This is a genomic window from Ginsengibacter sp. (assembly GCF_057362405.1).
Genome location: NZ_JBMQQG010000176.1, coordinates 1 through 14,605 on the forward strand (window position 1 = coordinate 1; position 14,605 = coordinate 14,605).

At 40.3% G+C, this 14,605-nt stretch carries 8 protein-coding genes; 3 read left to right on the plus strand and 5 right to left on the minus strand.

What is annotated here, in order from left to right:
• Positions 1 to 209: 209 nt before the first annotated feature.
• On the plus strand, positions 210 to 614 hold the full coding sequence (locus ACO1O5_RS14635) for a BlaI/MecI/CopY family transcriptional regulator (protein WP_486271450.1): 405 nt from the start codon (positions 210 to 212) through the stop codon (positions 612 to 614).
• 19 nt (positions 615 to 633) lie between these two features.
• Complete coding sequence (locus tag ACO1O5_RS14640; protein WP_486271452.1) at positions 634 to 2,805, plus strand: M56 family metallopeptidase; 2,172 nt, start codon at positions 634 to 636, stop codon at positions 2,803 to 2,805.
• A gap of 422 nt (positions 2,806 to 3,227) precedes the next feature.
• Here ACO1O5_RS14640 and ACO1O5_RS14645 read toward each other — a convergent pair whose 3' ends face one another.
• The 5 genes from ACO1O5_RS14645 to ACO1O5_RS14665 all read right to left on the minus strand — a co-directional run bounded on the left by ACO1O5_RS14645 (position 3,228) and on the right by ACO1O5_RS14665 (position 12,855).
• Positions 3,228 to 6,290 (minus strand): T9SS type A sorting domain-containing protein, encoded by a 3,063-nt coding sequence (locus ACO1O5_RS14645; RefSeq protein ID WP_486271454.1) that lies wholly within the window; start codon positions 6,288 to 6,290, stop codon positions 3,228 to 3,230.
• A 171-nt stretch (positions 6,291 to 6,461) separates the two neighbouring features.
• Positions 6,462 to 7,454 carry an aldo/keto reductase gene (locus ACO1O5_RS14650; protein WP_486271456.1) on the minus strand — a complete coding sequence of 331 codons (993 nt, stop codon included), beginning with the start codon at positions 7,452 to 7,454 and terminating at the stop codon, positions 6,462 to 6,464.
• Between the two features lie 403 nt (positions 7,455 to 7,857).
• A complete protein-coding gene (locus tag ACO1O5_RS14655; RefSeq protein ID WP_486271458.1) occupies positions 7,858 to 10,344 on the minus strand; it encodes a TonB-dependent receptor in 2,487 nt (828 codons plus the stop codon).
• Between the two features lie 534 nt (positions 10,345 to 10,878).
• Positions 10,879 to 11,493, minus strand: a complete 615-nt coding sequence (locus ACO1O5_RS14660; RefSeq protein ID WP_486271459.1) for a hypothetical protein — start codon at positions 11,491 to 11,493, stop codon at positions 10,879 to 10,881.
• Between the two features lie 321 nt (positions 11,494 to 11,814).
• Positions 11,815 to 12,855 carry a hypothetical protein gene (locus ACO1O5_RS14665; RefSeq protein WP_486271461.1) on the minus strand — a complete coding sequence of 347 codons (1,041 nt, stop codon included), beginning with the start codon at positions 12,853 to 12,855 and terminating at the stop codon, positions 11,815 to 11,817.
• Positions 12,856 to 13,283: 428 nt separating this feature from the next.
• Here ACO1O5_RS14665 and ACO1O5_RS14670 point away from each other — a divergent pair.
• Positions 13,284 to 14,605, plus strand: a 1,322-nt coding sequence (locus ACO1O5_RS14670; RefSeq protein ID WP_486271462.1) for a glucosidase family protein, incomplete at its 3' end; no start/stop codon positions are given.

Sequence of the window (14,605 nt, forward strand, 5' to 3'; positions counted from 1 at the left end):
CAGAAAAGCTTTTATGTTATCGAAGATAACAGATATTGGCTTGATTAGCATGCCGGGCCGGTTATCAAAGGGGCACGCAAAAGTTTCAAAGAATAACAAGTTCTGGTAACAGCCATTTTTCTCGCGATTACTCAAGTACAAATACCTCTTTTTCAAAAAAAATATTTCATAAATCTTTTTTCGTACGAAAAATTTCCTACCTTTAAAAAATGAAAGATAAAAAAGACAGTCATCAGTCGAGGGCTGAACCCACCAAATCGGAACTGGAAATATTGAAGGTGCTCTGGGAAATTGGCCCATCCACCGTAAGGCAAGTTAACGACAAGCTCAACGAACAAACAAGAGCAGTACAATACACGTCCACTTTGAAACTAATGCAGATAATGCAGGACAAGGGCTTGCTAAAAAGAGATGACACCAATATGAAACACGTATATAGCCCTGCTGAGCCTGAACTGAAAACAAAGAATGCACTGCTTGAAAAATTTGTAGACAACCTCTATAAAGGCTCAGCCAGCAGCCTTGTTATGCAGCTGCTTGGCAACAAGAAAACAAACAAAAAGGAATTGCAGGCAATAAAAGAGTTGCTGAGTAAAATGGATACTAAAAAATAAATATGCTCAATAAATCATCATGTCAACAAACGTTTTCAATAACTTATTTAATATAACGGGCATGCACGCTGTATTCGTTATGCTCGTTGATTCACTGTGGATCGGCGCCATAGCGGCCTTACTCGCAGGGATCATTATCACACTTACAAAAAAACACGGGCCGCAATTAAGGTATCAACTGCTAACGGGTTTATTGGCTGTGTTTGCACTGAGCATGGTGCTGGAATTCTATTCAGCCTTTACAGATGAAACGCATGTTGCTACTGATAGCGATAAAGCAATGATTGTTGCCACTACTTCAACAGCCATCCAGCCAGTTGCCGTTCAACTTAACCCAAAAAACATCCTGGATGTAACCCTTTCCTTCATCCGGGCAAATGCGGGTATTATTGTTTCTATATGGTTAATGGTGATTATTTTCAGATGCCTGCAACTTATATCGGGATTACATTCATTGCAGCGTTTGAAGAGAAGATGGATAATGGAAGCAGGCGATCACTGGAACCAAAGGCTGCATGAACTTTCCGAAAAGCTTGCCATTAAAAAACCTGTTATATTCCTGCAGTCGTCGCTTGCAAAAGTGCCGATGGTTATTGGCCACCTGAAGCCTGTGTTGTTATTTCCCATTGGTTTGCTAAATACGTTACCCGTAGACGAAGTTGAAGCAATATTGTTGCATGAGCTGGCGCACATTAAACGGAACGATTTTTTGGTGAACCTGCTGCAACAATTTGCTGAAATATTTTTCTTCTTTAATCCTGCTGTATTATGGATTTCATCACTCATAAAAAATGAAAGGGAAAGTTGTTGTGATGATATCGCTCTTTCAATTACACAGGATAAAAAAAAATTTATTCACGCACTGGTAACCTTCCAGGAGTATCATGCCGCCGTAAAATATGCAGCCACTTTTGCAGGCTCAAAAAATCATTTGCTGAACAGGGTAAAACGAATTATAACCAACAATAATAAAACACTTAACACTATGGAAAAACTGGTATTGACATCAGGCATTATAATTACCTGCCTTGCAACTGTGGCATTTAACCCACAAAAAGAAAAAGATACACCCAATGTAAAAAAGAGGAATGAAGTGCCCGAACAAGTAATAGTACAAAACAGCCTAACAAACACCGCGTCTCAACGCAATGATAGTAAACTTACCGAAAGATATTCCGCTTATACGGATACAATTCCTAAAAAAGATACAACCGCTGACGAGTACAATATGAATTTCAAAGGAGATATAGATGGCAAACGTGTGGAGCTAAAGGAAGAGGGTAGCGAGATAAAAGAATTATTTATCAACGGAAAGAAAATACCGACAGATCAGTATGCACAATACCAGCCAATGATTGAAAAAATTCATGCTCGAATGAAGGAACAGGAAATAAAACTAAAGCTGCAATCCGACACGCTGGCCCTGCAAAAGGAACGCCTGAGGGAGCAGGCGGAAGCGATGGAGACAGACTCCAAAAAAATGAAGGAACAAAGTGAACTCGCAAAAACGGACATGCTAAGACAAAAAGAATTGATGGAACAACAGGAAGTGCAAATGCAAAAACAGGCGGAGTATATGCAGAAAAATGATTCATCGATGAAAATACAGGCTCAGAGGATGCAGCAGGATATGATACAACAAGAAGAAAAACTCAAAAGAAAGCAAATTGAATTACAGAAAAAAGTGGAAGAATTGGAACTGCAGCAGAAGAAATTGGAATTAATTCGAAAGGATTCAGTTAAAGTAACAAGCAGCGTCTATACAAAACCGGTAGTAACTGTTAGGCCGGCAATTACTGTTATGCCGACTGTGTCAGCAACATCAACCGTAAACGAAGAACTTGTAGCTGTTGCCGGCAATGCGACAGCCGTCTATTCTAAACCGTCAGCGATTTCGGTGAATTCAAAAATCAACGTAAACCCTGCAAAAGTCGCAACCATTACTTCCACCGGACTTACTCTTACTACCGGCACCATTTCTTTATCCCGCAATTCTATCGCCGAAGATATCGTGAGTGATCTGGAAAAAGACAACATTATCACCAGCAGGGATAATCTTTCTATTCAACTCTCGAACGAGTCGCTCATAGTTAACGGAGTAAAACAACCGGAAGAAATTCACCAGGAAATTCTGAAAAAACACCTGGCAAAGCCGGGAGATAAAATCACATTGCTATATAACAATCAGTAGAAACAAGCCGGTATTATCCGCGAATACCCTTTCAATGCCAGGCGCGCCGCAACAGCTTATGAATGATTTGATCTCCACTTTAGGATGCGTACCTGTTAGGTATCATTGGTGCTTCTCGAAAGAGCAAGTACATTCCCCTCCCCATAATATCGTAACTGGGTCTCACGAAAAGGGCTAGCGGTAAGTTAAAAATAACTCTGTTCTTTTGACTTTCACTCGCCGACTCCCCTGCAAAAAACTAAAACGGACTGCTCTCATATTACCGCGCCATTTTCCTTTAGTAGTAGTGAATAACCCTGCCGGAGACAGGGGCTTACATCTGACCCCTTTCTCGAATGCTTAGGGCAAAAAAATATTAAAATTATGCTCATCGGGGCTGTTCCCGTATACCTAATCTCACAATAAAAAAACTGAACATTATTCTAGTTTTTTATTATTCTCTTCGTAATAGTTTCCCCTGTCTGCCTGTTTATTAATCGCAGTGTGTACGTACCATTGGCCAGATTGCTGATATTTTGGCTGACGGTGTTGATACCTGGTAGCAAGCTTACAGATGTTGCGTATATTCTATTACCCTGGAAATCGTACAAAACAAGGTTCACAGTCGCGTATGAGGGTGTTTTTATTGTAACCATGAATGTACTTTTTGAAGGAACCGGGTATATATTTACTTCTGTCGTTCCTCCTAAACCTAGATCGGAGGCAGTTACAGCATAGCAGGCGGAAGTATCGATACAGCCCTGGCTTGTAATTTTCACTGCGTAATCACCGATAAAAGAGGCTGTAAAAGATTGGTTGATAGAATCAGTAATTGCCGAGTAAGCAGTAGTACAATTAAGCCATTGATAATTACTATTGGAAAAATTAGCGGTAAGGGTTTTTCCGTTTTTTTCAATACTGGTATCGATGCTTACCACAGACACGTTGTAGTTTATGCTGCTGTCACAACCATTGATTGAAGTGAAATGACTTGTATGCGTAAGCGGTGAAGTAATATTATTTATTGTGGTATCGTTAGCAAAAGTATAGCTGGCACCCGCACACACCGTTACGCTTTGTGTAGACTGGTTTAATGGATACAGCGTAATATTTGTCGTAATGCTACTATCGCAACTATACACGCTTTGTAAATGACTGATGTGAGATATAGGTGATTGAATGTTGCTAAATGTAGAATCATCCGGGAAGGTGTAGGAACTTCCGCTGCAAATAGCTGTGTCCTGAACAGTATTCACGGCATTGACTACCTGCATATATGTTGTGATAGTCATCGTATCGCAACCAGAAGATGAATGCAGATAACTCGTATAAGTTATGTCATCCTGTACATTGGCAATTGTCCAACCGTCCGGAAAGGTAAAGCTTGCTCCCTTGCATACCTTGCGGATTTCATTCGTTACAGGTAATGTATCAATACCCAAATAAGTAGTAATGACACTATCGCAAACTACAGAAGACTTGATGGTGCATGTATAGACGATCGGGTGATGAACATTGACCGCCTCGTTGCCATCAGGAAAAAAGTAAGAACCGCCCTGGCAAATAGTGACATGTGGGGTTGCGAAAGATTTGCTTGTACTAATCTGTACGGCCGAAGCTATACAATATTGCGATGGTGGTAAAGAGGGATCATTGTAAGAGTATAACGTTAGTTTTTGATCACCCGTCATTATGTATTTCTGTACGTCTGTAATGGAATTAAAAATGGGTGTGTATAAATATCCTCCGAAAGCAGAATAGTAACAAGGGATAAATTGAGTGCCTGCAAGCGACAGGGTTATCGTGTCTTTCCGGCAGGCAATTGTATCACTTGGCACAAGCCTTAGGTCTATTATACTGCCTTTAAAAAAAGTAAAATTTTTTGTAAAGAGCTTACCTGTACTATCTGTAATGGTGAGTGTGGCAATTACTGAATCCGCCGTTGTAAAAACCTTAGGATTCAATATAGTGGAATCGCTTACAATGGATGCAGGTTTCCAGCGAAAGGTTAAGGGCCCTGTACCGCCGCTTGCGATTTCCAGGTTCAGGGATACGGAATCGGAGCATATCCTGAACCTGTCCGGTGAAGGGAGTAATGTTATCCCCGGGTTGCCGTGTATATTATATTTTCCAATAAATATATTACACTGCCCGTTGTTTTGAATTGGAATAATACCTGCTCCGGTGATGTTACCATTGAGCTGAACCGATGTGTTGTAATAACTATCAGCAAAGTAAACAGCGTTCGTATCAGTAAAACTTTTGCTGAGCCACGTTTGCTGGCCAAATGCCGGAATCGAAATCAATTTTCTACTAACAAGATTGGTGTCCAGTATTTCAAGATTGTTAGTTGGATTATTGTTATTTGCATTGTGGTGATTGAAGAGTTCGTACATCCCATTTTCACTTGTTCTTAGTGTGCCTGCAGCAATTTTCACAATATCACCCGTGTCAGGTTCCCCTCCCGCCGATTCGAACCACTTTCTTATTGTTTGCCTGGTTTCATCAAAATCCTTTCTTACATAAAAGAAATAGCCCGTTAAAATTTCATATCCATAGTATGAAAAATGTAACCCATTACTATTACCCGTTTCAAAATCATAAACGTGACCTTTAAATGTGCCATCAGGGTAACTACCTAGATAATTTAAGGCTGTATCAGTCATTTTGCCGACGATATTAGCCGTGCCTCCTCCTCCCATAATTACATCCGGATTGCCTAAATGAGAATAATCCCAGGTATCGGCCACGTCGTAAACAGAACCATCATAAAAAAGAAATGAAAGCGAATTATCAAAGCCGGAATATTCGATTCTCATCGAGGGAGTTTGGTCCACAGGAGGACCGAAATAAAAGGGATTAGGATACAAGACAATGTATCTAGCCCATGCCTCAGAGCCGTCCGCATTATATTTAAAAATAACAGCGCCTTTCTTTGCTTTCGAAGTATCTGCAACCTGTCCGCCGAAGTTGAAAACATCCGAATAGTGCCCGCTAAAGTATACAGAACCATCATCGCCTATATCGAAATCTTCATAGACACACGAGGCGGGTGGGTTATTGCTGTTGAGGATATAGCCGTCCTTATCCACCTTAACGTAGAAATTTGCAGGGTTGGTAAGTGTATTACTTCCAATAACAATATTGTTTCCCGATGAAGTGCACCAAACAGCTGCATCTCCGTTATTATTCACTTCCAGTTGCAAGACCTCTTCATCACCCCGTCCGCCAAAACTTTCCACCCAAATAGTTTTACCGGTGGTATCTAATTTGGCAATAAAAATATCTTTACCTCCTGCGTTAGTCAATGTGGTATTATCCCAGTTAATCTGTGGTGAAGTAAAAGTGCCTGCAACATACAGGAAACCATTTTTTATTTTGATATCCCTTGCGCTATCGGTACCTGTTCCGCCAAAAGACCTGGCCCACTCCCACTGCTGATTGGTTGATTGTGAAAAAATAAAAGCTGGGGTGATTGCGAGAATGAGAAGCAAAGGAATTTTCATAAGTAGAAAATCTAGGTGAAGAAAGTTTTGGCATAAGCGAACAGTAAGCGAATATAAACAAATTTTTGAACAGGGATGTTTCACGGACAGGATAAATGCCCCGCACTCCCGTGCAATTCATCGATTTATATACCGTCTGCGCTCCGGGTCCTGCTCCCAAAAAGTATATTTCTATTCCTCCTTTTGCCGGATAAGATTCATCACTTCAACAAAATCACCAGTACCTAGTTCCTCAATAAATTTTACATCTTCTTTTGCTAATTGAACAAGCCCGTTAGTATTACTTTCGGCTTGTTCGGCCGTCCTGATACCGGGAATAACCGTTGATATTTGAGGATAACTCAAAATATAGCTGAGTGCCAGTTGCGTTTTCGTTAGCTGGTATTTTTCGCAGAGGTTCCAAACCTGCTGCAGATGAATGTTGCAGGCGTCAACCACATCTTTCGTTACTCTTTTTTTGCGATGATCATTAGCGGCGAAATTTACACCCGCATCAAATTTACCGGTGAGCAGCCCAAATTGCAGCGGCATCCTCGCTATTATGCCATATCCTGCCGCACCTGCCTGTTTTATAATGGGCACCGCTTTTTGATTCAGGATATTTAATACCAACTGAAAACCACTTCCTAATTTATTTTCCAACAAATAATTTGCCTCGGCAAACGGTTCGTATGTGTTCAATGACAAACCCCAGTATCTTATCTTCCCGCTTTGTTGTAACAATTGCATGGCTTCTATACAATCGCCCTGTTGCAGGTGCAATAACCGGGCAGTATGCAACTGGTAGTAATCGATCGTTTCGCGCCTGAGCCTTTTCAAACTTTTTTCACAGGCTTCTAAAATATATTCTTTGCTATAATCAAAAGTGAACTGATCGTTCCGGGATACATTGCCCACCTTGGTTGCAATGATGATATCCTTTTTGTTTCCGACAATATTCCCCAGCAGTTCTTCCGAATGGCCCAGCCCGTAAATGTCAGCCGTATCAAAAAAATTAATACCCACTTCCAACGATTTATGAATAGCTGTCGTTGAAGCATCGTCATTCGCTTCTCCCCAGCCAATAGCGGTGTTACCAATCATAACGCCACCACCAATTGCCCAGGCACCAAATCCAACTTCACTTACCAATAAGTCCGTATTTCCGAATTTGCGATAGTTCATTTTTAAATGTATTTATACAGGATAGATTTTTGTCGCAAGGTAATCGAACAATATATTAACGTTATCATTACTATGCGTCAATTAAAAAAAACGATACTCAATTTTCAGGAAGTTGCCGAAGTGGAATTGAAGTAATAGAATAAAGTAACCTTGCCGGAAACCCCAATGCCGGATACTGTATCAATTTAATAAGCCCGCTTTTGCTTTATCGTGAACTTTGCCAATCAATATTACTTTGAAGTTCAGCTGCAAACGGGCGGAGCGTTCTTTCGTCGTCGGGGTTTCACACCAGGGTCCTGGTAATGGATAGTTTATTCTATAAAAAACCCCTCCGGGAGACCAAAAGCAATCTCGGGATTTATCTATTAACCTGTAAACTTTTTTAGGACGAGTCAAACATCAGTTACCCGTTTTCAGCAGGAGGATTCAAGCTATCATTAACCTTTTCCTTATCTTTTTTGAATTCTAGTCTGCCAAATTTCCAGGTGAAATTAATACCGATAGAACGGAAAGGAATGGTGCGTGTTTGATTTATTGTAAAACCGGGTCCGAAAACTTTTGTTTTCATATAAAGATTTTTCTGAAAAGGATTGGATGCGGTAAGTGCAATGCTCGCTTTTTTATTCCAAAATTGTTTACGCACTGCAAGGCTATAAGAAGTAAAAGATGGATAGGTGCCTTGCGCTTCATGCCTTGCCGATCTGAAATCACCAAAAAATTCAGCCAGGAGTGTTTTGGAAAATTGGTAATCTGCATTCAGGTTAACGTGGTAATTGAAACTATTGTAATTATACCCTTTGTCAATCGTATTGATGGTATGCCTTTCATAAAAAAACACGTTGGTTCTCATATCCAGCTTTGAAAAAAACTTTGCTGAAGCGAAAAAATTGACGCCATAATTATTTTCCCTTCCTATGTTTTGATTGGTACTTAACGCTACATCTGTATAAGTAGTGTCGCCAACCTGTAGGGAAGGATAATACACGATGTAAGGTTGAATATCATGATCATTTACCCGGTAGAACAAATTGACCATGAAAGACCCGATTTTATCCGCATCCAGGCTATAGCCCAACTCATACCTTTTGCCAATTTCGGGTGTCAGGTATGGATTTCCTGTTGAAAGATTTTTGGGATCGCTTGTATTAATAAAAGGATTTAAATCCCAGTATTCCGGTCTTTCAATCCTTTTGGTATAGCTAAGTTTTAATTGCGAGTTATCCGTTAGTTTCTTAGAGAAAAAGATGGAGGGCACAAAAGTATTATAGCCCGGAATTTTAGCCTGTTGTTGTGCATCAGAAAAATAGGAATTGATTTCCGTACGTTCATATCGTTCTCCTATTTTGGCATTAAACCAATTAAATACCGGGAAGGTCATTTCTGCATAAAGCGCATATACTTTTTGATGATAATCCAGGATGTTGGACAAATAATTATTCTTTATGTAGCCACCGGGTCCATTTAGTTCCATTACATTAGCATTGCCGGCAATATCATACAAACTGAGTTTGCTTCCCACTCCCAGCAGAAAATTCTTTTTAATGGGTTGCGTATAATCCAGGCGTATTTCTGTTTCTTTTTGGGTACCTGGGTTATTGCCTTTCGTACTGTAAACGAGTGAATCCTGCGGTAATGCGTACTGGTAATTATTATCATTTACATTGCGGTTTCCAGAACTGCTATTAAAAGACAAATCCAATTCCTGCCCATCTTTGGTAAATGTTTTTTTATAATCAAGGCTGGCATCTACATTGTGAAAATGAAAAGTATGGTTCGACGTGATGGAGTTTTCAATATCTGAAAGAAGGTTCCCGCTAATGTCTTTCGTATCCTGTGCCTGGTTATTAACACCTGAACTTTTATGACCGAAATTTCTAAATGAAAGTGCGCCCGTAATACTATTGTGGTCATTGATATCATAATCAAAGCCAAGACCGGTTTCATAGCCGCTTCTCTGGTCATAGCCGGAACTCGCCTGTTGTAATAAAACAGTAGTATTTGCCGAGGTGTCTTTGGTAAGCCTGTCAGAAGAAGAGAGAGATTCGGCTTTCAACCGGGCATTTCCGCTTACATGTGCATTCATTCCAAATCTTCCTTTCCTGGCATTAAAGTTAAAGGAGCCGTTTTCTGTTCGGGTACCCCCGGTAAGTGATACATTTCCATTTATCCCCTGCGAATTATTTTTCTTTAGAATGATATTTATGATACCTCCCAACCCAGATGCATCATATTTTGCACCGGGGGTTGTTATCACCTCCACACTTTTTATCTGGCTGGCCGGGATGGCTTGTAATACCTCGGCAATATCACTTCCAAATGCTGCAGATGGTTTTCCATTGATCAAAAAACGGATGCTTGAACTGCCGGCTAATTCTACATTTCCATCAACATCTACCGAAACCTGCGGTATTTTTTTTAAAAGATCCGTAGCAACACCCACTTGCGATGTAAGATCTCTTTCTGCATTAAAGACCATTTTATCAATCTTGTTTTCAATAATCTTTGGCTGTGCGGAGATGGTAATTCCCTGCATTTCGGTAACCTTTGATTGCAGGGAAATATCTTTTATATCGATGGACGGATGTTCTTTGTTAGTGGTAATGTTGTAAAAGGTCCGGGGTTTATAGCCAATACATTCTGCCACTACTTTATAGGTTCCCGCTGCTACCCCATTTACAACGAAGTTACCCTTGATATCCGAAACGGCGCCGTTTACCGGCTTCTTTGCTCCTTCGGGGAAAACAGATATGGTAGCATATTCCAGGGGATGGCCGGAAAGTGAGTCCAACAACGTTCCGGTTATATTATACCCCTCTTTTTCTTTTTTGGACTTTTGGGCAAAAACCGGGAAACTAAATAAACATATAAGGGCAGGTAAAAATATTTTCATCACAAGGTCAAATTTATTTGGATCGCGAAGTTCTTTTAAAATTTTAGAGAAATCCTGAAGAGATAGTAAAATAACAGATTTTTATATTCAAAGGTTTTATTATAGGGATAAGTGGTAAGTAATGCAGCATGTATCAGCGCTTCCTTTCTTTTACCATTGCCAGGCGGCTGTCACCCCTTTTTAGACCGGGCAGATAGAAAGGGTTGGTTAGCGCATGTACTTTTTCGAATAGCCTTGTGCGTTAGCCATACTTTGCGAAAACGGGACCAGTCGTGTTAAGTTTTGTGCCTCAGCGGAGTTTTCAGTGTACAGGCTTCCGATATAAAGTAATCTTGCCGGAAACCCCGATGCCGGAGACCATATCAATCTAATAAGCTCACTCTTGCTTTCTCGTGAACTTAGCCAATCCATATTACTTTGTAATTTGGCTTCAAACGGCGCAGCGTTCTTTCGTTGTCGGGGTTTCACATTAGGGTCCTGGTAACCGATAGTTTATTCTGTGAAAGGCTGAGCCCCGCGTATTGTATATTATACCTATTTAAGATTGTACCTCATCAGTAACCACTTGGTAATATGCGTAGCTACTATAAATGAACCTGATGGGTTGAAATAACTTTGTACAAGTCCAATATTATTTACCATCCACTCATCTTCAACAAAAGAGAAATCAGGGCACCCCGATTGGCTTGTCAAGTGAAAACTATTTAAAAAGTATGTTTGGCCTACAGCAACACCGGATCTTTCACTGACCCTTACTTGACTATGGTCACATAAAGGGTTTGGCCATGAAGAATTTACACTAAAAGGAATTACATATTGCTTTATCAATGACAAGTTATTTGTATTACTCAAATACCGGATCGTGTCTCCTTTTAGAATGACAAAGCTGGTATCTGCAAAGTTGGGATATTGATATTTCCACATAGTAGCTTGTATTCCTCCCGCCAAAGTGGTGTCTGCAATTATGGATACTTCAAGATAATATTGCGAACTACCCCCTCCGGTCGTTGTGTCATAAACTAAATAACGCCATGTGTCTCCTACCTTACCAGGAAAAATTTCATTAGAGGCTATATTGCTACTATCATTACTCTTACGACATCCCGGCGCAAGAAGAATGAGTATAAAACTAAATATTATGGTTTTCATAAACCTGTTTTAAGCTTGACAACATATTTATTCTTAACGTTGCGTAATGTTCTCGCTTTTATTCAATTTCCATATTCTTTCGACTTTGAGAAGAACTACACAGCCTCCGTCGGTGTTCCCCTATTTAGTCCACACATATAAAAAGGGTTGTTTAGTCCAGGCTTTGTCGCATAGCCTTGTGCGTTAGCCATGTCTTTGCTTAGCCTTCGTAGGTGTTCCCTTCCTTTCGCGGTCTTTGTGTGAACCCAGGCAGAAGCTAGGCCCCAGACTTGCGTCATGCAACATTTTATATGCCTTGGCTAACACGGCGAGCAAATCTTGTTATTTTAAAAATATGCCGTACGCTGTTGCACTTATTGAACCCGCAGGTAATAGGTGGCTCAATCCATTTTTAGAATATAATGCCAATGCATAATTCCCGGAATATGGACCTGAATAGGCCACATATACAGCAGCACTATCAGCAGCAACTGAAGAGGCAATGCCAAAATTATTAGTCAATAAGGACGGCATGCCATTGCTCCAATAAGCAGCTAAAAAGGGATTACCGGAACTGGTAGGCCCATACTTATCATATCCTGAAACATATACATTTTTACCTGACACAGCCATACCAAACAGAACTGCTGTATGTGTCGTATCGCTAACTAAATATGGAGTTCCATTCTTCCAATACTTTGCGAGGAGATGCGTTCCTGACGCATCATTTTCGCCTCCGGCGACAAATATATCAGAGCCGGATAGTGTTATTGCATTCGCATAGGCTGTCCTGCTTCCATCAGTAAGCGGTGTTTCTATACCGTTTTTCCAATAGGCAGCTTCATTTCCGACTATCCCTGCTACATATACATCTGTACCGGATACTGCAATGGCATTCGCTTCTGCATTAATTGTATCGGTTGTAAGATTAATTTTTGTTCCATTCTTCCAATAAGTTGCAACAGAATTTCCATTACTTAATACATTGCCCGCAACATATACATCGCTTCCGGCAACTGTAATTGAGATTTGATATCCTGCCGATGCCTGATATAACGAAACAAATTGGTTGTTTTTCCAATAGCCCAGGCTGTCATTTACATTACCGGCCACGTAGATATCATTTCCTGAGACCGTAATTGCCTCACTTGAAGCGTTTGCACCTGGTAAGGTTATTAGACTATCATTTATCCAGTAAACTGCATTGCTGATATTTCCCGAGACTGTATACCCAGCCACGTAAACTTTTGTATTCGATACGGTTACCGGTGGTGACGGCGGAGGTGGCGGATTAACGGGTGTGGTAGTTGTGTCATTTTTCTTAGAGCAGGAAGCGAACGATAATATCAACATTAACGTACAAAAAAAATTGGAAACTCTCATAATAGTTATTTTGGCAAACTAAATGTACTACAAATAAGCTGAATATTTCAACTCCGCGATCATCCTTTGCCTTGTTCAATTTTATAAGTACTGCTGTCCGTAGGTCTTTGACTACGGACATTTTTTGTGGCCCTTCCCAATTACAAATTTTCTAAATAAACCAATTTTCCCCGATGCTGAAAGAATTTTGCCGCGAGCAAAGCCTCACTTCCAGTTGCCCGAAGTTCGTGTATGCATGGGAGTTACACCGATGTTTTTGTAGCTAACTGAACACTGCATTTTGTAAACCCATTCATCCGGATTATATCACTGAGTTAAGAATAAAGTAATGCGGTTCACAAAAATCCGGTTTGATTGCTACTAAGGTTTTTCTTACGCCTTGGCTGATTATATTTTTAAAAAACTATATTGTAATTTAAAAACGGGTTATGGTTCGTATTGTCATACTTGTACTCAGCATATTTATTCATGCATTTTGTTTCTCGCAGCAACAACAAGCGCTCGTAAGTAAAGATGATTTCCTTTTTTTAAAAAAAATTACGGAAACCGTTATAGACAGTGCCAGAATTTTTCCGGGACAATCGATTCCATCTCACGGTGCAAATAATACCGGTAGTGTGTTGATCAGGCCGGGTGGCCGAAATGCTTATCCGGCGTTCTGGATAAGAGATTACGCGATGTCGTTAGAAACAGGCTTTATCACCGGCAAAGAACAAAAGCATATGCTTTTACTTGCTGCATCTACACAATGCGATCAAACATGGATTACAAAAAATGGAAGCCTTGTTCCTCTGGGTGCCATTGCCGATCATATACGCATTGATAATAGTTTGCCTATTTATTATCCCGGCACATATAGCTATGAAGAGCAGGGAACAAAACTATTTGGAATGACGCCTCCTTATTGCGACCAGTTTTTTTTTATCCATATGGCATCTTATTATGTAAAAACTACTTCGGATGTTATTTTGCTTAATAAAGAAATTAATGGAACCCGTTTGATAGATCGGTTAGAAATGGCATTTAAAGTTCCTCCTGCCAGGGCAGGTAATGATATTGTATACACCAATGATGCTTTCAGGGGAGTAGATTTTGGATTCAGAGACGCGGAAGAAATTACAGGAGATCTTTGCTTTCCCTCTCTTTTAAAATACCGGGCAGCCAACGAAATGGCTGAACTCTTTGAAAAGATCCATCAACCATTAAAAGCTGGTCGATATAAACAAATTGCCGCATCAATTAAAAAAGCCTTGCCTTCAACTTTTGCAGATGAAAGAGGTATGCTGCGCGCTTCAACAGGCAAAAGCAAACAGGCGGATACATGGTCAACAGCATATGCTGTCTGGCTTCATGTTTTGGAAGGAAATGATCTCACCAAAGCGTGCCAGGCATTATCAGATGCTTATGAAAAAGGCACTCTGGCATATAAAGGGAATATCAGGCATATATTGACTACAGATGATTACAATGAGAAAACAGCATGGGAAGTTTCGTTGGCTCACAAAAATGAATATCAAAACGGCGCTTACTGGGGCACACCAACAGGCTGGGTTTGTTATGCCATCGCAGTAGTGAATGAAAAAAACGCAAGGCAATTAGCCAAAGCGTATATAGATGATCTGAGAGAAAATGATTTCAGGAAAGGAGGTAAAGCTGCTGCACCGTATGAATGTTTTTATCCACCCTCATATCAACAAAATCCGTTGTACATGACAACTGTAGCTTGTCCTTATATTGTTTTTAAAATTGG

Bases quoted from the DNA above. Each gene is read 5' to 3' on its own strand.
- ACO1O5_RS14635 (WP_486271450.1), top strand. From the start codon at position 210: ATGAAAGATAAAAAAGACAGTCATCAGTCGAGGGCTGAACCCACCAAA.
- ACO1O5_RS14640 (WP_486271452.1), top strand. From the start codon at position 634: ATGTCAACAAACGTTTTCAATAACTTATTTAATATAACGGGCATGCAC.
- ACO1O5_RS14645 (WP_486271454.1), bottom strand. From the start codon at position 6,290: ATGAAAATTCCTTTGCTTCTCATTCTCGCAATCACCCCAGCTTTTATT.
- ACO1O5_RS14650 (WP_486271456.1), bottom strand. From the start codon at position 7,454: ATGAACTATCGCAAATTCGGAAATACGGACTTATTGGTAAGTGAAGTT.
- ACO1O5_RS14655 (WP_486271458.1), bottom strand. From the start codon at position 10,344: ATGAAAATATTTTTACCTGCCCTTATATGTTTATTTAGTTTCCCGGTT.
- ACO1O5_RS14660 (WP_486271459.1), bottom strand. From the start codon at position 11,493: ATGAAAACCATAATATTTAGTTTTATACTCATTCTTCTTGCGCCGGGA.
- ACO1O5_RS14665 (WP_486271461.1), bottom strand. From the start codon at position 12,855: ATGAGAGTTTCCAATTTTTTTTGTACGTTAATGTTGATATTATCGTTC.